Consider the following 23641-nt stretch of genomic DNA (forward strand, 5'->3'; position numbering starts at 1 on the left):
AAGATGTTTTAAAAGCTATTTTAGAAGCGGATAATTATCGGGATGCAAAAATTGTCTTTGATGCTTCTAAACCAACGATGATACCTAAGCGATTAATTGACAATACAAAGGCTAAAGATATTTTAGGTTTTGAAGCAAAAACATCTTTAATGGACGGCATCGAAGAAACCGTAAAATGGTATAAAAATAAGATTTCAAAAATATGATTATCACCAGAACACCTTTTCGCATTTCATTTTTCGGGGGAGGGACGGATTATCCGGTTTGGTATGAAGAAAACGGCGGAGCTGTATTAAGCACCACTATAAATAAGTATTGTTATATAATTACAAGGTACCTTCCTCCGTTTTTCGATTATAAATATAGGATAAGGTATATTCTCCGTGAGGAAACTAAGGATGTTTCCGAAATACGGCATCCTTCTGTCCGGGAATCTTTGAAATACCTTAATATTAATCGCGGCATTGAAATGGTTCACACGGCTGACTTACCGGCCCGTTCAGGCCTTGGTTCTAGTTCCGCTTTTACTGTCGGTTTCTTAAACAGTTTATACGCTTTAACCGGAAAAATGGTAACTAAAAGGCAGTTAGCTCTTGATGCAATCCATGTTGAACAGGATTTAATTAGGGAAAATGTTGGTTCTCAGGACCAAACTAATGCTGCCTTTGGCGGTTTGAATAAAATAGAGTTTGGTGGCCAGGAGAAAATACGAGTCCAGCCCATAACCATCAGTGGAGAGAAATTAAAATTATTCCAGGACCATTTAATGCTGTTTTTCACCGGTTTTTCCAGGGACGCTTCCCAGGTTGCCGGAGAGCAGATTAAAAAAACTCCCTCAAGGGGGCAGGAATTGAAAGCCATGGGGCAGATGGTAGATGAGGCGATTAATATTCTTAATGGTGATGTCAATAGAATTAAAGACTTTGGCAAACTTCTTCACGAATCCTGGAAAATAAAAAGGAGCTTAACAGATAAAATATCAAACGGTCAAATTGATAATATTTACGAAACAGGTCTTGGAGCGGGAGCCTTAGGAGGAAAGTTATGCGGGGCTGGCAGCGGCGGATTCATATTATTTTTCGCGCCGCTCGAAGCACAGGCACAAATAAAAGAGAAATTAAAGAATCTCTTATACGTGCCGTTTCGCTTTGATGAGCTAGGTAGCCAGATAGTTTTCCATAGCGCTCAAGACTTTTTCTAAACATATGGACAAAATATTCTTAATTAATAAAGCAATAAAAGATAGTCACGAGACAAAAAGTAAAATCCTAGGAAACAAGGAAATTTTGTCGATGATTGAAACAATTGCCGAAGAAATGATAAAGGCTTTCAAAAACGGAAGGAAAGTTCTTTTCTGCGGTAACGGCGGCAGCGCGGCTGACGCCCAGCATTTAGCGGCAGAGCTTTCCGGGAAGTATTATCTAGATAGGGATCCTTTGCCGGCAGAACCCTTGAATATAAACACTTCCTTTATGACCGCAGTAGCCAATGATATTTCCTATAAAGAAGTTTTTGCTAGATTAATAAAGGCTGTGGGTCAGTCGGGCGATATCTTGATTGCTCTTTCAACTTCCGGCAATTCAATGAACGTTATAAGGGCCGTTGAAACTGCCAATGATAAGAAGATGATTACCATTGGCTTGACTGGTGAAAGCGGAGGGAAGATGCAGTCTCTTTGCCAACATTTAATTAAAGTGCCATCATCTGATACTCCGAGAATCCAGGAAGCCCATACTTTGATCGGCCATATTCTCTGCGATATAGTGGAAAAGGAAATTTTCGGAGAAAAAGACGTTAAAGAATCATGAAAGCAGTAATATTGGCAGGCGGGAAAGGTACCCGTCTGTTTCCTTTAACCAGAGAAATTCCTAAAGTATTGGTGAAAATAGGCAGAAAGCCGGTTATCGAGCACCAGATTCTACTCTTGAGAGATTACGGCATTAAAGAAATCTGGATACTTGCCGGATTTTTAGGCGATCAAATAAGAGAGTACCTTCAAGACGGCAGAAAATGGAAGGTTAAAATTTATTATCTGCAGGAGAAAAAGCCCTTAGGTACAGCAGGCGCCCTTAAAACCCTGGGAAAGATAATACAGAAAGATGATTTTTTGGTTTTTTCCGGAGACGTAATGCTGGATTTTGACATTAAGAGACTTGTTGCTTATTACCGCCAGAAAAAAGCTTTTACAATTATTGTCCATTCCAACGACCATCCGGCAGACAGCGATTTGGTTGAGGTTGATAATAAGGGAAAGATTATTTCTTTATTGAGAAGACCCCATCCCAAAGGCAGTATTTTCCGTAATTTAAGCATTGCTTCTGCTTATATTTTTTCGCCGAAGATTTTTAAACACATACCTCAAAGGAGAAAATGCGACATTGAGAAAGACGTGCTGCCTTTGATTTTGAAATCAAAAGAGAAAGTTTACGCCTACAACACTCCAGAATACATTAAAGATATCGGCACTCCCAAAAGATTGGAAGAAGTAAGGCGGGATTACAGTTCGGGGAAGATTAGGAGGCTTAATCTTAAGAATAAAAGGAAAGCAGTGTTTCTTGACAGAGACGGCGTCATTAACAAGGAAGTAGACCAGCTTTCCAGAATAAAAGATTTTGAATTATATAGTTTTGCTGCTAAGGCCGTAAAAAAGATCAATGAATCCGATTATTTAGCCATCATAGTTACCAACCAGCCGATGGTTGCTAAAGGCTTTATGACGGAAAAAGATTTGAATGAAATACATAAAAAACTGGAAACAGAGCTTGGCTTAAAAGGAGCAAAAATAGACGCCATTTATTATTGCCCCCATCATCCGGAAAAGGGATTTGTCGGCGAAGTGCCGGAATTAAAAATTAAATGTAATTGCCGCAAGCCGCTGCCAGGCCTTTTTTTGAAAGCGCGCAAAGACTTTAATATTGACTTTAAGAAATCATATTTGATTGGAGATCAGGAGAGAGACATATTAGCTGGTAGGAAAATCGGCTGCAAAACCATTCTGGTTAAAACGGGGCTCGGGAAATCTTACAAGAACGCCGTAAAGCCGGATTTCGCTGCTAAAAATTTGTTGGAGGCGGTTGTTAATATAATCAAATAGCTTTAAATGAAATACGATAAAATTAATCTTTTATACCGCGCGCCAACGTCAATTTATTCTTCCTATATTTATTTTGAAGGATTAAGAAGGGCCCTGGAAAGGAACGGGCTTTTGTATTATGCTTTCGGCGCGGGCGGCAAAGAAGCTTTAAATATGGAAGAACTTTTAAAGTACCCGATTTTGTGCGTTAACGGTTCATGGGAGCCTGTTTTCAGTATTGTAAAATCGGTTGCCGGGCGGCAGTTCGTAGCCGAAATTAATTCCGAACTCTTATTTAAGGGCGATTACTATAAAGGATTGAAAAATACTCTCATTACAAAATTGTCCCGGTTAGGAAAATACTTTAATGTTCTAAAATCTTCTCCGCGGCAGAGATATAAGGAATTATTGCAGGAGATCAGAATGTTCCTTAGAGTAAATATTTTAAAAGATTATTTGTATCCGTATAAATTAATGAAAGAAAGATCAAAATACTTTGATTTATATTTTTCTGGAGCAGAAGATGATTTAGACAAATACTTTGGAAAACCCTGTTATTTTTTTATAAGCTGGGCGCATACGGAATTATTAGATGACATCGCTAAACCGACTAGCGATAAGATATTGTTTGTCGGAGCTCTCCACGGCACAAGAGCAGATTTTTTAAAAGAAGACAAAAGCAAGATAGTTGAGGCGAGAAACACTTCATTTAAAAAAGATTCCACGGAAAACGTCAGAGAATTGGCCAGATTGATTAATGAATATAAATATACGCTTTGTCCCGTGGGCGTAATTGACCAATATATACCGGGCAAGATTTTTGAATATTTGGCCTGCAAGAGACTATGCTTTTGTCATTCTCCGAAAAAAGGCACAGTAAGAATTGAAAAATTCTTCAGGGACGGAAAAGAAGTGGTTTATTTCAGGAATTTTCCCGAACTGGAAAAGAAATACCAATATTATCTTAATAATCCGGAAGAAGCTGAAAGAATAGCTTTGACCGGCTACGAAAAAGTCAGGAAATACCATAATGCTGACGCTAGGGCTAAGTATTTTGCCCAAACAGTTCTGCATTATGCCAATGGCGGGAAATACAAAGACGAGATTAACGATTTGGCTATTTTTGGCGTAGAATAAATTAAAATGGAAAAATACGACAATTTTAATTATCAAAGTCATTATCGGGATTTAAAGACCTTGGGTGGTTCCGGATTGGAAAAAACTGTTTTTAAATTGATATGTAGAGATATTGCCAAGGATAGGAGAGCTATTGCAAAAATACTTGAAATAGGATTTGGAAAAGGCGACTTAATTTTTAAATTGGCTGAGAACAATTTTAATGTTAGCGGTCTTGATATTTCTTTTGAGAATGTGAAAGCTGTCCAGAACACATTAGGGGAAAGGGGATTGCGAGCTGACGTGAGACAGGATGATATTTTGAAAAGTTCCTTTGACGAAGGAGAATTTGATGTTATCGTGGCTTGCGAAGTAATTGAACATCTTACTGATTTAGGAGAAGCAGCTAAAGAAATAGCCAGAATTTTGAAGCCGGGCGGAACCTTAATCGTTTCTGTTCCCTATCGTCAGAAAGTCAAGCTTGAAGAATGTATTTTTTGTCATAAGCTGACGCCCCGTGACGGCCATTTGCACTCTTTTGATAAGGAGAAAATTTTAAGTCTTTTTAGAAAATATGATATTGAGGTCGAAAAGACAATGATTCACTTTTCAAAAGCAAACCTTTTTCCTTTCTTGAATAAGATATATGTTTTTCCCTTTTCTTGGATTATTAATTGGTTTGACTTGGCCATTTCCAGAATATTCGGCTTGTTTCCGCCCTTCTTATTAGTAAAATTCCGCAAAAGATAAATTTAAAATATGAAAGAAGAATTTCCTTTCGTTTCAATTATCATCCCTTGTTTCAATGAAGAAAAATACATTGGAAAGTGCTTAGGTTCTTTATTGAGACAGGATTATTCTAAAGAAAAAATGGAAATTTTGTTGATTGATGGGATGTCAAAAGATAAGACCAGGGAAGTAATTAAAGATTTTACTGGGAAATATCCGTTTTTAAGGATTTTGGACAACCCAAAGAGATTCACTCCTTTTGCTTTGAATATCGGCATTAAAAATGCCAAAGGAGATATTATTATTCGGATGGATGCTCATGCCGGTTATGAAAAAGATTATATTTCAAAATGCGTAAAATATTCAATTGAATACGACGCGGACAATGTTGGTGGATTTATGAAAACCTTGCCATCTGGAAAAAGTTTAACGGCAAAGGCCATTGCTTTTTGTCTGTCTAATGTTTTTGGCGTGGGCGGTTCATATTTCAGGACCGGGTTAAAAGAGCCTCGCTGGGTGGATACGGTTTTTGGCGGCTGCTTCAAAAGGGAAGTTTTTGATAAAATTGGATTATTCAACGAAAACCTCATTCGAAGCCAGGATATGGAATTGAATATAAGATTGAAAAAAGCGGGCGGGAAAATTCTTCTACATCCTGATATTATCGCTTATTATTATCCAAAAGATAATTTGAAAGATTTTTTTGTTCATAACCTTAAAGACGGAATTTGGACGATTTATCCTTTGAAATTCGTAAAAACCGCTTTTAAAGCAAGACATTTTATTCCTTTGCTTTTTATTTTAACTCTGCCCATAAGCATTTGGCCATATCTTATCTTTAACCTTTTTTTCTCAACTAAGATAGCTATAGAGCAAAAAGATATAAGATTGTTATTTCTAATGCCGATTGTCTTTTTAACTCGTCATGTCGGTTACGGTTTAGGTTCCATTGTTGGTTTATTTAAATTATTGATAGAATAAATTCATGGAATCTAGAAAACAAAAAGAAATTGAATATTACGACAAGCAGGCCGAAAATTGGTTGAAAGAAAATCCGAACAAAATACAGGGAGGGGATTTTGAGGACTTTAATCCTTTAATTCTATCCAGTTTTCAGTTTCTCTATAAGCTTCTCGCTAAAAACTGCCAGGATAAGATAATTTTAGATTATGGTTGCGGCAATGGCGTTCATTCTGTTTTTCCCGTTAAGATGGGAGCAGAAAAAGTTATTGGAATTGATTTGTCCGAGTCGTCTCTTAAAATAGCCAGAGAAAGAGCAAAACAAGGGGGAATGGCAGATAAAACAGAATTTTTGGCGATGGACTGCGAAAAAATGGATTTCCCGGATAATTATTTTGATGTTATTTTTGACGGAGGAACTTTTTCTTCTTTGGATTTAAATAAAGCTTATCCTGAATTATTCCGCGTTTTGAAGCCGGAAGGCATTTTAATCGGTATTGAAACGTTTGGTCACAATCCGTTCACCAATTTAAAAAGGAAGATAAACAAATTAATCGGCAAAAGAACAGGCTGGGCGGCAGAGCATATTTTTCAAACTAAGGACTTAAAAGAAGCAAAGAAATACTTTAGAGAGATTGAGGTTCATTATTTTCATTTAAAGTCATGGTTGGCTTTTCCGTTTTTGAACTTACCAGGAGGAAAGCTTTTACTGAAAATTCTGGAGACGATTGAAAAACCTTTTTTAAAGATACCGCTTTTGAACAAGTACGTGTTTAAAGTAGTATTTATCTTTAAAAATCCAAAAATCAAAGAGATAATCTCTTTTTAACCTCATCTGAGGATTCGGCAAATGGTTAAACGCTTATTTGATATCATTTTTTCCCTTTTTGGACTAATATTGACTTCTTCTTTGTTTTTGCTTTTTGCTTTTTTGATAAAGCGGGAATCGCCTGGCCCTGCTTTTTATCGCGGGATTAGGGTCGGAAAGAACGGCAAGAAATTTAGAATTTTTAAATTCAGGACAATGGTTGTTGACGCTGAAAATTTGGGAGGGCCTTCAACTGCCGGCGATGACCCCCGTTTGCTGAAAATCGGCAGGATTTTAAGGAGATACCAGTTAGATGAACTGCCCCAGTTTATAAATATTTTTAAAGGAGAAATGTCGTTTGTCGGGCCAAGGCCGGAAGTGTGTTCAGAAGTGGAAAGATATAAAAAAGAAGACAGGGAATTGATTCTTTCAGTAAAGCCCGGCTTGACTGATTTGGCTACCTTGGAAAACGTGCACGAAGAGGAAATTTTAAGAGGGGCGGCAGACCCACACGAAGCTTATAGAAAGCTAATTCAGCCGCAAAAGATAAAGCTGGCCAAAGAATACGTGAAAAAGCGTTCTTTATGGCTGGATATTAAAATTATCCTTGAAACCCTCAAATCCGCGATTTTTTAAATATTGTCTTCAAATAAAATAACCCTCCATATTATTTTGCGTGTGGAGGGTTGTTTTTTTCGCGTTTCTTTGAGATTATGCGAATTTCAGGACAAGAGCACTCGCCTCGTTTGGATATTCTTCTCCCATTCTTTTTTTATTCAGTATTTTCAAGAGCGTCGTTCTTTGATCCTGATAGTCGCTTAGCATTTTTGCGGCCAAACCTGGTAGTTTTTCCGGGGAGCTTTCTTCCCAATGGAAATACCCATCAGAACAGAGGATAACCAGCTTAAGGTCTTGAACGAGAAGGGAAGAGCGGTTCCAGTGCTGTTCCAGAGTGTTCTGCCCGTTCAGGATATAGTAGTTATCTTCTGAATCGTCATTATTTGTATATAGTCGCCGCAGGTCGGACAATATTGGTGCAAACTCGACCCACATTTCTTTTTCGTTATTGCCATTTTGGCTGAGGATTTTCTGCCGTATTTCCATAGTTTTCTTTTGGTACTCGTAAACGGGATTTTGGGTATATCCTATTTTTCCCGATAGGAACCGCCAGAATATCAGGCAGTCGCCAAACTGCAAGAAATGCAGGAATTTTCCTTCTACTTTCGCGAGCGCCAAACAGGTTCCTGGAATTAGGCCGGCGTTCGCCAAGGGGATTCCCTGGTCCAGAATATTATCCCCGACCAATCTGTTTAGTATGGAAACATACGATTCAATGGAAACATTAGGGTTCGCTTCCTTGAAAACCTCCATTGCCGTAGTAGCGATCATTTCTCCGCCGGTTTTCCCTCCATAAAGCCTTATTGGACGCACGCGAGAATGAGGTTCGCTGAATGCGTCGCCAACTCCGTAAAAACCGCCATCTTTTTCATGGATAACAAAATCTTCCTTTTGTTTATGCCATCCGTGGTCACAAACGCTAATAGCCGTATCAAAAGCCATCGTCTTACTCCTTCAATATATATTTCGGAAAGATGTAGATGTAAAAGGGCTATTTGTCCCTCCGATAGGAATTATCATACAAAAATAGGTGATTTGTGTCAAATATTGATTCTTTAGCTGGAATTGAGTAAAATTAAGATATTGTATGAATAAAACCATTGAAGAACTGGAAATACTGTCTAAAGAAATCAGAAGGGAAATTTTGGAGATGATTTACCGCACGAAAAGCCCTCATGTTGGCTGTTCTTTTTCCATGGTTGAATTATTGGTTTCTCTTTATTTCAGGATTCTCAACGTTGATTCTAATAACCCGGCAGATCAGAATCGGGACAGATTTCTTTTGAGCAAGGGACACGGCTGTCCTGCTTTGTATGCTGTTTTGGCTAAAAAGGGGATTATGTCCAAAAAGATTTTTGAAGGATTTGCCAAAGAAAACGGAACTCTAGAACAGCATCCTACCAGAGATCCGAATATAGGAATTGAAATTACCAGCGGTTCTTTGGGCCATGGTTTATCAATTGGCGCTGGCATGGCCTTGGCTGCGAAATACGACAACGCTTCTTACCGGATTTTTGTATTTCTGGGAGATGGCGAACTTAATGAAGGTTCAAATTGGGAGGCAATAATGTTCGCCAAGCAGCATTGTTTGGACAATCTGGTGGCCATTGTTGACCACAACAAGCTTCAGGCTATGGAAAAAAGCTCGGAAGTCATTAACCTTGAGCCTTTAAAGGAAAAATGGCAGGCGTTTGGCTGGGGTACAAAAGAAGTTGACGGGCACAATGTTGAAGAAATTATTTCTACTTTGGAAAGCGTTCCTTTTGAAAAAGGAAAACCTTCTTGCATTGTGGCTCATACGATAAAAGGCAAGGGAGTTTCTTCTATGGAAAATGAGCCAAGATGGCACGATAAGTATCCTGATGATGAAGAATATCAAAAAGCTTTAAATGAATTAAAATGAGGAAAATTTTCTTCCAAACTTTAGAGGAATCTGCAAAGAAAGACAAAAGCATTTTCATACTGGCTGCGGATTTGGGAGTGAAATTCTTCCAAAACTTCAAAGATATTGACTCTAAAAGATTCTTGAACGTTGGCGTGGCAGAAGCCAATATGATAGATATTGCCGCTGGTCTGGCTATGTCCGGGAAAAACGTTTACTGCTATTCAATCACTCCTTTTTTAATAAGCAAAACTTTAGAACAGATTAAGATTGATTTATGCTACAATAAGCTGAACGTTAAATTATTGGGAGCTGGTTCTGGTTTTATTTACGGAGCAGAGGGCGTAACCCATCACGCTTTGGAAGACTTGGCTGTGATGCGTTCTTTGCCCAATATGACCATTGTGGCGCCAGGAGATGCTTTAGAAGCTGAAGCTTTGGCCAAGGCTTCAGTTGGTTTTAAAGGGCCTCTCTTTATCCGCTTCGGCCGGGATATTGATCCTGTTGTCCATGAAAAAGGTTTTCATTTTGAAATAGGCAAGGGGATTATTGTTAACGAAGGAAAAGACATTTGTTTGATAGCTATTGGCACCATGCTTTATCCTGGCAAGCTGGTTTGCGATATTTTGAAAAAGCAAGGATTGAATCCTACTTTAATTAGCATGCATACTTTAAAGCCATTGGACGAGAAACTGATTGAAGATTGCGCTAAGAAATACAAAGCTGTATTTACTTTTGAAGAGCATAACATTATTGGCGGTTTGGGCTCGGCAGTGGCTGAAGTTCTGGTTGGAAAGAGATATTCTGGAATTTTCCATCGATTTGGCATTCCGGATAAGTTTTCAGCTGATTTTGGGATCGGCGGCCCAAATTATTTATTAGAAAAGATTGGATTAACGCCAGAGAAGATAAGCGAAACTATTTTTAATGAAATTAAAAAAATATGAAGTTTAAGGTTCCTTTCGTAAATTACCAACTACAGTATCAGAATTCAAAGAAAGAAATGGATAATGTAATCCAGGGCGTTTTAAGCAGGGGAGATTTGATTTTGAGGCAGGATGTCGAAGAGTTTGAAAAGAATTTAGCTTTAGTTGCCGGCACGAAATATGCAGTTGGTTTGAATTCCGGAACAGATGCTTTAATTTTATCCTTGAGAGCAGCTGGCATTGGCCCAGGAGACGAGGTGATAACGGTTTCCCATACTTTTTTGGCTTCAATTGCTGCTATTGTTCATGTTGGGGCAAAACCTATTTTAATAGAAGTGAAAGAAGATTTTACGATTGATGTTGATAAAATAGAAGAGGTTCTGACAGAAAAAACAAAAGCCATAATGCCTGTTCATTTAAACGGCAGGGTTTGCCAAATGGATAAGTTAATGGATATTGCCAAAAAGCACAATTTAATTGTTGTTGAAGACGCTGCCCAGGCTTTAGAAGCTAAATTTAAAGGCAAGAGAGCAGGCTCTTTCGGCAAAGCCGGGTGTTTTAGCTTTTATCCGGCAAAGATTCTGGGAGCTTACGGCGATGCCGGGGGAGTAACGACTGACGATAAGGAAATTGCAGAAAAGATACGTCTTTTCAGAGACCACGGCCAGAAGACCCCCGCACCAGAGCAAGCACGGTACGGGGTAAAAAAAACAGAAGTTGTTTGTTACGGCTGGACCGCCCGTTTGGACAATCTCCAAGCAGCTGTTCTTAATGCTAAATTCAAGTATTTGCCAGAATGGATAAAAAGACGGAGGGAAATTGCTGCAATTTATGATAAAGGCTTAAGAGATGTTTCGGGGATTGAACTTCCGCCTGCTCCCGCCTTCGCCGAGGATTCGGCGGGCAGGTCTGATTTTGATGATAAACATTTTGACGTTTTTCAGAATTATGTTTTAAAAGCGCAAAAAAGAGACGAGCTTTTCAATTTTTTAAAGAAAAAAGGAGTGGAAACTTTGATTAAAGATCCGATTGCCAACCATCATCATCTAAATCTGGGGCTTTCTAGTTTCAAGCTGCCATATACGGAAAAACTGGCGAAAGAAGTTATTTCTCTGCCTCTTTATCCTGAATTGACCCAGGAGCAGATAGAATACGTTATTGAATGCGTTAAGAATTTTTATGCCAGGTAGTGAAAATATGAACAGCGTTTTTAAAAAAATATTATTTGAGAAAAGACCATTTGCCAAATTAGCTTTTTTTTCCGTTGCTGACGGGCTTTTGATTATGCTTTCTGTTATTCTGGCGTTTCTTGTCCGTTTTGAAGGATATATTCCTGCTCGTTATCTTTTAAACGTTGAAGGGATAATAATCTTATCCTTATTAATTACCCTTCTCATTTTCTATTTTCTTAAGCTTTATTATTTCACTTGGTCATATGTCAGTGCCGAAGAGCTGATTGCTTTGGTAAAAGGCGTTTTTTTAAGTTTTCTGGTTTTAACTGCCACTTTTTTCGTTTTAAGAGACCAGCCGATCTTCAGCGGTTTTCCGCGCTCTACTCTTTTTATCACTTATTTTTTTGTCTTTGTGCTTTGCGGCGGCCTTCGTTTTGGCAAAAGGGCTTTTTTGCAGCTTTTTCCCTCCAAAAAACAAGGCGAAAAAAAAAGAACTTTGATTGTTGGCGCTGGAGATGCTGGAGAGCAGCTTTTAAGAAGCATAGCAGTTTTTTCTTCCAGTCCTTATTTGCCTGTGGGGTTTGTCGATGACAGGCCGGCAAAGCTGGGAGCTTCGATTCACGGCTTGAAGGTTTTCGGCGCGATTAAAGATATTCCCAAGATTGTCAGGGAGAATAAAATTGAAGGATTGATTATTGCCATACCCTCGGCCGGTTCGCAGATTATCCAGGAAGCAGTTGAAAAAGGTAGGGAAGCAGGTCTAAGAAAGATAAAAATAGTTCCGCCAATAGAAGAATTGATTTCTGGTAGGGTAAGTATTGGCCAGCTTCGCGAAGTTGAAATCAGTGATTTATTGGACAGGGAAGTGGTTGTTTCCGAGCAAAAATCAATTGAGAATTTCATTAAAGACAAGACGATTTTAGTTACGGGAGCAGCCGGTTCCATCGGTTCCGAACTTTGCCGGCAGATAGCCAGATTCAAGCCTTTGTCTTTGATTATTTTGGATCAGGACGAAACAGGCATTTTTAATATTGCCGAAGAATTGGAAGATTCTTTTTTCAAGCTGAACAAGTCTTTTTTAATAGCTGATGTCAGGGACAAAGAAAAGATTGAGCGCATTTTTAAGGAATTTCATCCCAATATTGTCTTTCACGCAGCTGCTTACAAGCACGTGCCTTTGATGGAAGAGAATCCTGACGAAGCGGTTAAAAACAACGTTTTTGGCACAAAAATTGTTGCAGAAACTTCGTTAAAAAATGGAGTTGAAAGCCTTATTTTCGTTTCAACGGACAAAGCAGTAAACCCGACTTCAGTGATGGGAGCAACCAAAAGAATTGGGGAGATGATTTGCCAGATTTTCAGTCAAAGAAACTCAACCAGATTTATTTCAGTAAGATTTGGCAATGTTTTAGACAGCCGAGGAAGCGTTATTCCGATTTTTAGAGAAAAGATCAAGAAAAGAGAGCCGATAGAGGTTACTCATCCTGATATGACCAGATTCTTTATGACTACTCCTGAAGCCTGCCTTTTGGTCATGCAAGCAGGGGCAATGGGTCAAGGCGGAGAGGTTTTTGTTTTGGACATGGGCGATTCCGTTAAAATAGTGGACCTGGCGAAAAAAATGATCCAACTTTCAGGATTGAAGCCGGATGTGGACATCCCTATTGTTTTTACCAAGCCCAGGCCCGGAGAAAAGCTTTTTGAGGAGATTCTGACAGCTGAAGAAGGAACAATTGCTACCCATAACCAGAAGATTTTCATGGCAAAATTATCTGCGATTGATAAAGAGCGAATAGACATTAAGTTGTCAGAATTGAGAAAAGCAGCTGAAAGCGGGGACAAACAAACCACAATAAAGCTATTAAAGGAAATAATTCCTACTTATGCCCGTTAAAAACAATTTAGAAAAGATATATTTTAGAATCATTGAATGGGGGACTTATCTCGTTCTCCTCACTCCTTTTATTTTTATAAAGGATTATTTTTTTCCATTTGTTGTTCCCAAAACTATTTTTTTCAGAGTTATTGTTTGTATTATCTTTATTGCTTACATTCTACTGGCAACTGCCAATGCTAAATACAGACCGAGAATTACTCCTTTAACTGTAGTTATCTTTATTTTTTTAGGAGTGCTTGTTTTAGCTTCTATTACCGGTGTAAACTTTACAAGGAGTTTCTGGAGCGTTTTTGAGAGGATGGAAGGTCTGTTAACCTTTTTCCATCTTTTTGTCTTTTATATCGTTCTGACCAGTGTTTTTAAAGAAAGAAAATATTGGGAAAGAATTTTGTCTGTTTCAATCTTGATCGGCATTTTTATCGCTTTCAACGCTTTGACTTCAGATAATCCGGCCACTCGTGGAGGAGGGATGCTCGGCAATTCTGCGTTTTTTTCAGCTTACATTCTTTTTAATCTGTTTTTCGCCATAATCTTTCTTGTTACGAAAACAGGAGTTTGGCGGCTTTTTTATGGAACAGCTTTTGTCGTTTTTGTTTGTTCTTTGTTTTTTAATCCTGGCGATTTTATCAAGGGGGCGGTTGCCGCTTTTATCATCGGAATGATTATTTTGTTGTTTGGCTTTTTGTTGACCGTTCTGTTTCTGTCCGACCAGAAAAAGCTCAAAATCATTGTTCTTTCTTTAATAATTTTATTCATTCTGGGAGCGTTTGGCTTTTCCCAGTTTGATTTTGTTAAGGAAAGAATGGATAAATTATGGCAGTCAAATAGCGTTCAGGCGAGATTAGTGGTTTGGGACATGGGTTGGCAGGGCTGGCAGGAAAGATTTTGGCTTGGCTGGGGCTTGGAGAATTTCAATGTTCCTTTTACCAAACATTATAACCCTGAGCTTCCTCTTTCTGGCGACATTTGGTATGACAGGGTCCATAATATTGTTTTAGACACGGGAATCAATTCCGGGATTGTCGGATTGTTAAGCTATCTGTCTGTTTTCGGCGTTGCTATTTTTGGTTTGTTAAGGCTTTTATCAAGGGTAAGCGAGAAAAAGAACATTATTGTTCCTTTGGCTATGATTGCTTTATTTTTCGCTTATTTTTCCCAAAACCTTTTTGTTTTTGATATGGTTTCAACTTATATGATGTTTTTCTTGAGCTTGGCTTTTGCCGGTTTTTTAATTTCTTCAGGAAAAGAAGAAGCGAAAGAAAAGATTATTCCTTTGCCTTCTTTTGTCGGCGGCTTTTTGATAATTTTAACTGTCTTTACGCTTTTTGTCGGCAATATCCAGGTTGCCAGAGCTTCAAAGTATGTTCTCAAGGGAATAATTTCTCCCTTGGAACAATCCATTTCCTATTTTCAAAAAGCTTTTAAAGCTTCGCCAATGGTGCAGTTTGAAGGACCTGAGCAGTTTGGTTCAAGGATTAACGCATTATCTTTGCAGTCCAATCAGAATAAAGAACTGTTAAGCCAGGGATTTGGTTTGGCTGAAGAAGAATTTAAAAAAAGCATTACCCAGAATCCTTTGGATTTCCGTCTCCAGCTGTTTTTAGGAAGGCACTATACTAATTTTTATCAATTTTCTGGCGATAAAGAAAAACTGGCGTTGGCTGAAAAAGCCTTGAACAAGGCAGTTGAATTAAGCCCGGGAAACCAGCAAGCTTATTTCATTCTGGCCCAAAATTTTCTTTTGCAGGGCGACTACGAAAAAGCTATTGAGATTTTTCAGAAAGCAGTTGCAATGGAGCCTCGTCTCGCCCAGTCCCATTGGTATTTGTTTAAAGCTTACAGGATAGCGGGAAAATACGATTTAGCTCTTTCCGAACTGAAAGAAGTGGAGGATTTGGGATTCAGTTGGCAGGGCGATGCTTCCACCTTGAAAGAAGGCATAGAGGTTCTCAAGGCTATTAGCGTTAATCAAGATGTTTTAATCGCCCTTTATGAGAAAGGAGCAGAACTTGATCCTAAAGATTATTCTTTCTGGATGAACTTGGCTGAAAGTTATGCGGCAACGGGCCAGAAGGAAAAAGCGAAAAATGCGGCTGAAAATCTTTTGCAATTGAAACCTGAACTTTCTTCCCAGGTTGAGCAGTTTTTGGAAGAATTGGGTTATTAGCTACTGATGTATTGACAAATTTTGCTTTATTTGCTATCATTGATTCAGTGAGTGCGACCCGAAAGGGCTCCATTCAAAAGTCGGCGAAAAACCTCCCTTAAGCGAGGTTTTTTGCTTTTTAAAAGACAAAAACCCAAAAAGCTTTTTGGGTTCTTGAGAGGGCCAGCGAGTTTACTCCAAAACAAAGTCTTTAGTGAGTGCTGTCCGCTGACCCAATATCATTTTAGCAATTTTTCTGTTAAAATACAAAAATGGACATCAATAAGTTTTTGCCGGCAGTCAAAAAAAATGTTTTATTGAAAAACCACACTGCTTTTAAGATTGGCGGGCCAGCCAGATATTTTTTTGAAGCAAAGAATAAAAACGATTTGCTTCTGGCGCTGAAAACGGCAAAAAGATTTAATTTGCCTTTTTTTATTCTGGGTGGAGGAAGCAACCTACTGGTTTCAGACAAAGGCTATAAGGGACTGGTGATAAAAATATTGAACAATAAATACAAAATACTGGACGGAAAGATCTCAACAGAAACAGGAGCGGCTTTGAGTCGTTTGGTAAACGCTTCAGCCAATCTTGGTTTATCCGGGTTAGAATGGGCCTCCGGGATTCCTGGAACGGTCGGTGGCGCTGTTTTAGGCAATGCCGGATCTTTTGGCAAATCAATGAAAGACACAGTTAAAAAAGTTGAAGTTATTGATTTGAAAACCTTGAAATTCAAAACCTATAATTTGAAAGACTGCAAGTTTAGTTATCGGGAAAGCGTTTTCAAGAGAAAAAAGAATTTAATTATCGCCTCAGTAATTTTAAAATTAAAAAAAGGAAAGAAGTTGGAAATCAAAAAGAAAATGGCAGAATGCATCGCTTTTAAAAAACAAAGTCAGCCTTTGAATTATCCTTCGGCAGGTTCTGTTTTTAAAAACCCTAGCAGAAAATATGTCGCTCGGCAGGGCGAAGAGGATGAATCCTCTTCTTCAACCATCGCTGCGGCTTGGCAGGGCGAAGAGGATGAATCCTCTTCTTCAACCATCGCTGCGGCTTGGCAGGGCGAAGAGGATGAATCCTCTTCTTCAACCATCGCTGCGGCTCGGTTGATTGAAGATTGCGGTTTGAAAGGAAAAACAATCGGTAGGGCAAAAATTTCCGAGAAGCACGCCAATTTTATCGTTAACTTGGGCGGAGCGAGCGCTGGAAACGTAAAAAAATTGATAAATTTGGCGAAAAAATCAGTAAAAAAGAAGTTTTCAGTGTCGCTGCGCGAGGAAATTCAGCTTTTAGGTTTTTAAAATTTGATTTTTCATTTTTGTTTTGATTTTTCAGTTTTCCACACTTGACAAAGTTTCTCAAAATGAAAAAATATACTAATGGATGCGAATAGTTAGTCGACTATTTGCTGAGACTCTTTAAAAATCGTTACCATTCTCATGGCAAAGAAAAAGAAAGCAAAGAAAAAGAAGAAATAGTTTTTCTCCCCCTCACTTTTAAAAGGTGAGGGGTTGTTTTTTATTCTTTACAAATTTTTTTTAAAATGATAAAAGAAATATTAGAATAGTTTTTATTAGATAATCGGTTAATCGCTTTTTGTTTAACTCTTTGTTTTTTCTCGATGATATATCGGGATTAGCTGGGGGGAGTTTGTAAACTTCCCTATGGTGGGCGAAGAGGATTTTGTCCTCTTCTTCACCTTCGCTTCCATAAATGGAAGCTCGGTAAGCGATTGACTATAATATTATGACTGGCAAAACAAAGAGATCCACTCAATGGGTCACAAAATCAAAAAAACAAAAATACGCTGGCATTCATTTGATTGCTGAATTTTGGAATGGAGAAATTATTGAAGACCCCAAAAAAATCAAAAAAATCCTAATAGCAGCAGTTAAAGAAGCAAAAAGTGCTCCTTTAAAAGTGGTAATTCATAAATTTTCACCCCAGGGCCTGACCGGGGTTGTTTTGTTGAAAGAGTCTCATCTCGCTATCCACGCCTGGCCTGAATTTAATTATGTGGCAATTGATATTTTTACCTGCGGGGACCGGGCAAAACCCCACAAAGCTTTGCAGTATTTGAGGAAAAAATTAAAGCCTAAAAAAGTTGAAATACAAGAGATAAAAAGAGGAAGAATAAATGCCCTATGAAAAAAAGAAAGAAAAAGTCGAACCGAAAGATTTTCGGAAAAGAATTAACAATAGATTTAAAAGATTGTGATCCCAAGACAATCAGGTCTGCCAAAAAAATAAAAGAGTACGCAGCTGGAATTTGCAAGGAGATAAATATTAAGCCTTATGGAAAAACTATCGTTGAGAGATTTGCTTTACATATTGATTATGCCGCGGGATATTCTTTGGTACAGTTGATTCAATCCAGTCTCGTCAGTGCTCATTTTTCCGAACTTTGGAATAGGGCTTATATAAACCTTTTTTCCTGTAGTAATTTTGATAAAAAAAGAGCTGTTAAATTCTCAAAGAAATTTTTTAAAGCGAGAGTCTTTAAACAAAAGACTTCCATTCGCTAAATTTTTATTTTATGAAAAAAGGTATTTTACGTTTCAAAAAAAGCAAATGGTTTTTTGAAGAAGATGTTCCTTATGATGTTTCAAGGATTAAAATCGGTATGGAGATAAAAAGGAAAATTTATTCCGGGAGATCCGACTACCAAAGGATAGAATTTTTTGATACTTATGCTTACGATAGGATTTTGGTTCTTGACGGAATTCTACAGACCTCAGAAAAAGATGAATTTATATATCATGAAATGCTTTGCCAGTTGCCGATGTTTTTGCACAAGAACCCAAAAAGAATTTTGATTATCGGCGGCGGAGACGGAGGATCCTTGGAAGAAGTATTGAAACACAAGATAGAAAAAGTTTGGATGGCGGAAATAGACGAAAAAGTCATTGAACTTTCAAAAAAATATATTTCTTCGATTTCAAAAGGAGCTTTTAAGAATAAGAAAGCGGAAATAATTATCGGCGACGGGAAAAAATATATAAAAAGACACAAAAATTTCTTTGATGTTATCATTCTTGATCTTTCTGATCCCCTTGGCCCTTCAAAAGAGCTGATTTCCCTAAATTTTTATCAAAATGTAAAAAGGGCCCTGAGAAAAGACGGCGTAGTATCTATTCAGTCAGGTTCCCTGAACGACCAACCGGAGTTGGTGAGTAAGATTTTCGGCAGAATAAAGAAAATATTTCCATTTGCAGATATTCACTGGGCAGTAGTTCCTTCTTATCAAACTGGAGAATATAGTTTTATTATTGGAGCGAAAGAAAATTTAGGAAAATTAACGCAAAAAGACCTTCAGAAAAAATACAAGAAATCAAAATTAAAACTGAAATACTTTAGTCCGGAAATTTATTTTGCTTCCAGAGTTTTGCCGAAATATCTGGCAGAAAAAATAGGGAAATAAAAAATATTTTGACCATTTGGAGATTAGCTGCGTTTTTGCAGTCATTTTTTAGTTTACAAAATGAGGATTTTTGTGTATAATTTAAAGGATATTATGTCAGTTATTGGTAAATTTTTCGGCGACGCTAACGAAAAATATTTAAAAAAGCTGGAGCCGGTCATAAAGAAAATAAATTCTCTCGAAAAAGAATTCGAGGGATTTTCTGGTGAAAAATTAAAAGAAAAGACAAAAGAATTCAAAGAAAGATTAGCTAAGGGAGAAAGCTTGGATAGCATACTTCCTGAAGCTTTTGCTCTTGTCAGGGAAGCTTCAAAAAAGACTCTCAATCAAAAGCATTTTGACGTCCAGCTTATCGGTGGCATTGTTCTGCACCAGGGGAAAATCGCTGAAATGAAAACAGGAGAGGGAAAGACTCTGGCCGCTACCCTTCCTTTGTATTTGAACGCCTTAGAAAGAAAAGGCTGCCATTTGGTTACGGTCAACGATTATCTGGCACGCAGAGATACTGTTTGGATGGGGCAAGTCTATAATGCTTTGGATTTGTCAGTGGCTTGCATAGTTCACGACACTGCTTTCATATATGATGCTGATTTCAAGCAGGAAAACGATGGACAGGACAAAGAAAGGGATGTTGTCGGCGGATTTAAAATTATTGAAAGTTATTTGAGGCCATGTTCGAGGAAAGAAGCTTACGAAGCTGACATTACTTACGGGACAAACAACGAGTTTGGTTTTGATTATTTGCGCGACAATATGGTTTACGATTTATCCCAGCAATCGCAGAGAGGATTCAATTTTGCCATAGTTGATGAAGTTGACTCGATTTTGATAGATGAGGCGAGAACGCCTTTGATCATTTCTGCTCCTGACACTGAAAGCTCTAAATTCTACCAGGAGTTTGCCAAAATTACTCCCAAGCTTGATCCTCAGGAAGATTATGAGATTGATGAGAAAATGAAAGCTGTCACTTTGACCGAAAAGGGCATCAACAAAGTTGAAAAGATTTTGGGGTTGGAAAATATTTACGAGGAAAGGGGAATAAAATATTTGCATTATCTTGAGCAGTCATTGCGGGCCCAGACGCTTTTTAAAAGAGACAAAGATTACGTGGTAAAAGACGGAGAAGTTATCATCGTTGATGAATTTACCGGCAGGATGATGCCGGGAAGAAGATGGTCTGGCGGCCTTCACCAGGCAGTTGAGGCAAAAGAAGGGGTTTTAGTTAATTCTGAATCTTTGACTTTGGCTTCAATCACTTTCCAGAATTACTTTAGAATGTACAAGAAACTGGCCGGCATGACAGGAACCGCTTCCACTTCGGCTGAAGAATTTGATAGAGTGTATGGCTTGGAAGTAATAACCGTTCCGACGAACAAGCCGCTTCAGAGAATTGATATGCCGGACAGGATTTACAAAGCAGAAAATGGGAAATTCGATGCCGTGGTTCAGGAAATTAAAGGAAAGCATAAATTCGGCCAGCCGGTTTTGGTCGGCACCACTTCAATCGAAAAGAACGAGTATCTCGGCAAACTGTTGGACAGAGAGGGAGTGCCCCACCAGATTTTAAACGCAAAGCAGCATGAAAAAGAAGGAGAAATCATTGCCCAGGCAGGGAAATTAGGACAGGTGACTATTGCTACTAATATGGCGGGCAGGGGGGTTGATATAGTTTTGGGCGGTAATCCTTTTGATGCTGAGCAGGCAGAAAAAGTAAAAGAATTGGGAGGACTTCACGTGATCGGTACGGAAAGGCACGAAGCAAGAAGAATTGACAATCAGTTAAGGGGCAGGACTGCCAGGCAGGGAGACAATGGTTCTTCCCAGTTTTTCGTTTCTTTGGAAGACGATTTGATGAGGATTTTCGCTTCAGACAAGATAAAGTCTTTGATGAACGTTTTGAAAATTCCGGAAGACCAGCCGATCGAAGCAAAAATGGTTTCCGGCGCCATTGAATCGGCTCAGGGGAAAATTGAAGGAATGAATTTTGATTTGAGAAAACATATTCTGGATTATGACGACGTAATGAATAAACACCGGGAGATTATCTACAAAAAAAGGAAAGAAATACTGGAAAAGGCTGATGAGGGCGGTTTGAAGCCCCAGATATTGGAAATGCTTAAAAAACACGGTCAGAAAGAAGAAGATTATGAGAAAAAAGAAAAAGAGTTTGGTTCGGAAAAAATGAGGCAGGTTGAAAAAATTGTTTCTTTAAGGATTTTAGATTCGCTCTGGCTGGAGCATTTGGAAAATATGGATCATTTAAGGGATTCTGTCAGATTAAGGGCTTACGGCCAGCAGGATCCTCTGATTGAATACAAATCAGAAGGCCACAGGATTTTTCAGGATTTATTAAAGAGAATTGAAGCTGGCATTGCCAATACTATATTAAAAGTGACTTTAGTAGAGCAACCCCAACAGCCGCAGCAGCCAGTGCAATTTTCGGGAAGCAAAAAGAATCCTGGCAGGAATGATCCATGCCCTTGCGGTTCCGGTAAGAAATTCAAAAAGTGCCATGGAAAATAAAATCGCAAAAATATGCAAATAAAAGATTTGAAAAAATTTATCAAGAAAGAAGACCAGAGGTTAAGAAAATGCTATGGCGGCTACAAGGATGAGCAGAAACGCATACTCGCAAGGACGGTAAAACTTGCCGAGGAATTAGGTGAACTATGCGATGAAGTGTTGAATTATAATTCTATGCAACGAAAGAGCAAACTTGATAAACACGATAATAATAATTTATCCGAGGAATTTGCAGATGTCGTAATAACGGCCTTATTACTTGCGGAAGTTATGAAAGTTGATATCGAAAAAGCATTGAAGGGTAAGATTGAGAAAATAAATAAGCGATATAAGAAATAATTCCTGCGGTTAATTATTGAAGATTAAAAAGTGTCATGAAAAATAAAAAAATTGGAGTTTCTCAGAAAGCTATTATTTTCAGAAAAGATGGGAAGTTTTTAACGATTAGACGTTCAAAAACCGCTCCATCAAGACCACTGCATTGGGATTTGCCCGGCGGAGATCTTGGATTTGGTGAGGACGCAAGAAAAGGAATTATTCGAGAAATTAAAGAAGAAACCGGCTTAAAGGTTAAAAACTTGGCCTTAATCGATATTATTTCAGGATTGAATGATAGGAATGAATTTTGGGTAACGGTTTGCTATATCGCTAGAACAGCTGGTCTGAAAGTTTTATTAAGCTATGAACATGATGATTTTCAATGGGTGACGCCAGACGAATTTCGAAAACTTAAGGCATCTCCAAGAAATAAGAAGTTTGTTGAAAGATTCAAATCATTGAGGAGTAAGAAATAAAGATATGGAGCATGTCGCAATAATGAAAAAATCTTGGGGTTTGACTCAAAAGATTCTGAATGGTCAGAAAAAGATTGAATCACGTTGGTATTCAGCACGACATAAGCCTTGGAACAGTATTAAAAAAGGAGAAACAGTTTACTTTAAAGATTCCGGCGAGCCAGTAAGGATAAAAGCTGAAGTAAGTAAAGTTAGGCAATTCGCTGATTTAACCCCGAAGCGAGTGAAAGAAATATTAAATGAATATGGCAATAATGACGGATTAAAAAAAGAGAAAATTCCTGCATTTTTTAAGAGATTCAAAGACAAGAAATATTGTATACTCATATTCCTGAAGAATCCGCAGGAGATTAAACCGTTTGATATTGATAAAACCGGATTCGGTTTAATGTCGGCATGGATTACTATTGCAAAAATTAAAAAATTATGAAAAAAACAAAATTTAAACCAAGACCTAGGCAAATAGATTATACAAGTGCGCGGTGGGCGCCGGTCATTAACTGCCTGGTAAAATACAAAAACAAATTTCTTCTTGTCCAGAGGAGCGAATCGTTGAATTTCTATCCCGGACTTTGGAACGGTATCAGCGGTTTTCTTGACGATAAAAAAAGCCTTGAGCAGAAAGTTAAAGAAGAAATAAAAGAGGAAATTGGCATTCCGAGCAGCAAAATCAAGAAAATTAGATTGGGTAGAGTTTTTGATCAGGATGAAAAGAAATATGGCAAAACATGGATCGTTCATCCGGTATTGGTTGAAATCAATACCGACAGAATAAAACTTGATTGGGAAGCCAAGAAATACAAATGGGTTTCTTTTGCTGAAGCAAAAGAATTAAAACTACTTCCCGGTTTCGGTCGGGTTTTAAAAGAATTCAATTAATATGTTTTTCTTTCCAGTCGGCTGTTTAATATTCGCCCTTTTCATTTTATTCCTGCCTGTTTTGTTCGCTTTGGGATATTTTCACATTATTACCATTGGTTTTGAGAAACTGGGTATTTCTCCAGAAGCAGTTATCATTCTGCTTCTGGTTATTTTAATCGGTTCTGCTATTAATATTCCTTTGGGCAGGAAAAAATTAAAATATGTTGAAGAATCAAGATTTTTCGGATTGTGGCGCGTGCCGAAAGTTGCAACCGAGGGCATTGCCATAAACGTCGGCGGAGCAGTTATTCCCATTCTGCTTTCTTTTTATTTTCTTTTCCAAATCTGGAGAGCAGGATTCGACATAAATCAGATTTTTATAGCCACTGCTTTGATGGTTGTTGTCTGTAAATTATTGGCTAAGGTTGTGCCTGGCAAAGGAATTGTTATTCCGGCCTTCATTCCCCCCATATTTGCCGTTGTTTTCGCCTTATTTTTTGCTTCTGGCTTTGTTGCTCCCTGCGCTTTTGTTTCAGGGACTTTTGGCGTTTTAATAGGCGCTGATCTCTTAAATTTGAGGAGAATCAGAAAGTACGGAGGTTTTCTGTCCATTGGCGGAGCAGGAGTGTTTGACGGCATATTCCTGATCGGCATCATTTCAGCCCTGCTGGCCGGTTTTTAAGAGGGGTTGACTTTTGCCTGAAAAATAATTACA

At 38.3% G+C, this 23641-nt stretch carries 25 protein-coding genes; 24 read left to right on the forward strand and 1 reads right to left on the reverse strand.

Going from position 1 to position 23641, the window contains the following annotated elements; all coding sequences use genetic code 11:
- From ISS83_02480 to ISS83_02520, 9 genes are all read left to right on the forward strand, one after another.
- Positions 1-206 (forward strand): GDP-L-fucose synthase (locus tag ISS83_02480; GenBank protein MBL7142495.1); only part of this gene is annotated, 206 nt, incomplete at its 5' end.
- Positions 203-1201 (forward strand): kinase, encoded by a 999-nt coding sequence (locus tag ISS83_02485; GenBank protein ID MBL7142496.1) that lies wholly within the window; start codon positions 203-205, stop codon positions 1199-1201. The genes ISS83_02480 and ISS83_02485, both read left to right, overlap by 4 nt.
- Before the next feature lie 4 nt (positions 1202-1205).
- A complete protein-coding gene (locus ISS83_02490; protein ID MBL7142497.1) occupies positions 1206-1808 on the forward strand; it encodes a D-sedoheptulose 7-phosphate isomerase in 603 nt (200 codons plus the stop codon).
- Complete coding sequence (locus ISS83_02495; protein ID MBL7142498.1) at positions 1805-3094, forward strand: HAD-IIIA family hydrolase; 1290 nt, start codon at positions 1805-1807, stop codon at positions 3092-3094. The genes ISS83_02490 and ISS83_02495 overlap by 4 nt, the downstream gene beginning before the upstream one ends.
- A gap of 6 nt (positions 3095-3100) precedes the next feature.
- Complete coding sequence (locus ISS83_02500; protein ID MBL7142499.1) at positions 3101-4210, forward strand: glycosyltransferase family 1 protein; 1110 nt, start codon at positions 3101-3103, stop codon at positions 4208-4210.
- Positions 4211-4216: 6 nt separating this feature from the next.
- Positions 4217-4939, forward strand: a complete 723-nt coding sequence (locus ISS83_02505; GenBank protein MBL7142500.1) for a class I SAM-dependent methyltransferase — start codon at positions 4217-4219, stop codon at positions 4937-4939.
- A 9-nt stretch (positions 4940-4948) separates the two neighbouring features.
- Positions 4949-5899, forward strand: coding sequence for a glycosyltransferase family 2 protein (locus ISS83_02510; GenBank protein ID MBL7142501.1), 951 nt, complete (start codon positions 4949-4951; stop codon positions 5897-5899).
- 4 nt (positions 5900-5903) lie between these two features.
- Positions 5904-6707 carry a methyltransferase domain-containing protein gene (locus tag ISS83_02515; GenBank protein MBL7142502.1) on the forward strand — a complete coding sequence of 268 codons (804 nt, stop codon included), beginning with the start codon at positions 5904-5906 and terminating at the stop codon, positions 6705-6707.
- A gap of 21 nt (positions 6708-6728) precedes the next feature.
- Positions 6729-7322, forward strand: coding sequence for a sugar transferase (locus tag ISS83_02520; GenBank protein MBL7142503.1), 594 nt, complete (start codon positions 6729-6731; stop codon positions 7320-7322).
- A gap of 75 nt (positions 7323-7397) precedes the next feature.
- Here the strand turns inward: ISS83_02520 and ISS83_02525 are convergent, their stop codons facing one another.
- Complete coding sequence (locus tag ISS83_02525) at positions 7398-8246, reverse strand: hypothetical protein (GenBank protein ID MBL7142504.1); 849 nt, start codon at positions 8244-8246, stop codon at positions 7398-7400.
- Positions 8247-8391: 145 nt separating this feature from the next.
- Between ISS83_02525 and ISS83_02530 the strand changes: the two genes are divergently transcribed.
- The 15 genes from ISS83_02530 (at position 8392) to ISS83_02600 (ending at position 23608) form a co-directional block, all read left to right on the forward strand.
- On the forward strand, positions 8392-9207 hold the full coding sequence (locus tag ISS83_02530; GenBank protein ID MBL7142505.1) for a transketolase: 816 nt from the start codon (positions 8392-8394) through the stop codon (positions 9205-9207).
- Positions 9204-10133: a hypothetical protein gene (locus ISS83_02535; GenBank protein MBL7142506.1), complete on the forward strand. Its 930-nt coding sequence runs from the start codon at positions 9204-9206 to the stop codon at positions 10131-10133. The genes ISS83_02530 and ISS83_02535 overlap by 4 nt, the downstream gene beginning before the upstream one ends.
- Complete coding sequence (locus tag ISS83_02540; GenBank protein ID MBL7142507.1) at positions 10130-11302, forward strand: DegT/DnrJ/EryC1/StrS family aminotransferase; 1173 nt, start codon at positions 10130-10132, stop codon at positions 11300-11302. The genes ISS83_02535 and ISS83_02540 overlap by 4 nt, the downstream gene beginning before the upstream one ends.
- A 7-nt stretch (positions 11303-11309) precedes the next feature.
- Positions 11310-13178 (forward strand): polysaccharide biosynthesis protein, encoded by a 1869-nt coding sequence (locus ISS83_02545; protein ID MBL7142508.1) that lies wholly within the window; start codon positions 11310-11312, stop codon positions 13176-13178.
- Positions 13168-15348 (forward strand): O-antigen ligase family protein, encoded by a 2181-nt coding sequence (locus ISS83_02550; protein ID MBL7142509.1) that lies wholly within the window; start codon positions 13168-13170, stop codon positions 15346-15348. Before ISS83_02545 ends, ISS83_02550 begins: the two co-directional genes overlap by 11 nt.
- Positions 15349-15599: 251 nt before the next feature.
- Positions 15600-16628, forward strand: coding sequence for a UDP-N-acetylmuramate dehydrogenase (murB, locus tag ISS83_02555; protein MBL7142510.1), 1029 nt, complete (start codon positions 15600-15602; stop codon positions 16626-16628).
- 445 nt (positions 16629-17073) lie between these two features.
- A complete protein-coding gene (gene speD, locus ISS83_02560; protein ID MBL7142511.1) occupies positions 17074-17475 on the forward strand; it encodes an adenosylmethionine decarboxylase in 402 nt (133 codons plus the stop codon).
- Positions 17472-17852, forward strand: coding sequence for an S-adenosylmethionine decarboxylase (locus ISS83_02565; protein ID MBL7142512.1), 381 nt, complete (start codon positions 17472-17474; stop codon positions 17850-17852). Before speD ends, ISS83_02565 begins: the two co-directional genes overlap by 4 nt.
- An 11-nt stretch (positions 17853-17863) precedes the next feature.
- The gene (gene speE / locus ISS83_02570; protein ID MBL7142513.1) at positions 17864-18748 is read left to right on the forward strand and encodes a polyamine aminopropyltransferase; all 885 of its coding nucleotides are present in this window, start codon (positions 17864-17866) and stop codon (positions 18746-18748) included.
- Positions 18749-18841: 93 nt separating this feature from the next.
- Complete coding sequence (gene secA / locus ISS83_02575) at positions 18842-21271, forward strand: preprotein translocase subunit SecA (GenBank protein MBL7142514.1); 2430 nt, start codon at positions 18842-18844, stop codon at positions 21269-21271.
- Between the two features lie 12 nt (positions 21272-21283).
- Positions 21284-21610, forward strand: a complete 327-nt coding sequence (locus ISS83_02580) for a hypothetical protein (GenBank protein ID MBL7142515.1) — start codon at positions 21284-21286, stop codon at positions 21608-21610.
- Between the two features lie 35 nt (positions 21611-21645).
- The gene (locus tag ISS83_02585; GenBank protein ID MBL7142516.1) at positions 21646-22065 is read left to right on the forward strand and encodes an NUDIX hydrolase; all 420 of its coding nucleotides are present in this window, start codon (positions 21646-21648) and stop codon (positions 22063-22065) included.
- A gap of 22 nt (positions 22066-22087) precedes the next feature.
- Positions 22088-22495 carry a hypothetical protein gene (locus tag ISS83_02590; GenBank protein ID MBL7142517.1) on the forward strand — a complete coding sequence of 136 codons (408 nt, stop codon included), beginning with the start codon at positions 22088-22090 and terminating at the stop codon, positions 22493-22495.
- On the forward strand, positions 22492-22944 hold the full coding sequence (locus ISS83_02595) for an NUDIX domain-containing protein (GenBank protein MBL7142518.1): 453 nt from the start codon (positions 22492-22494) through the stop codon (positions 22942-22944). Before ISS83_02590 ends, ISS83_02595 begins: the two co-directional genes overlap by 4 nt.
- A 1-nt stretch (position 22945) precedes the next feature.
- A complete protein-coding gene (locus ISS83_02600) occupies positions 22946-23608 on the forward strand; it encodes a DUF1614 domain-containing protein (protein MBL7142519.1) in 663 nt (220 codons plus the stop codon).
- Positions 23609-23641 lie beyond the last annotated feature (33 nt).

This window comes from Candidatus Paceibacterota bacterium, from assembly GCA_016782605.1.
GTDB lineage: Bacteria > Patescibacteriota > Minisyncoccia > Minisyncoccales > RBG-13-42-11 > BS750m-G71.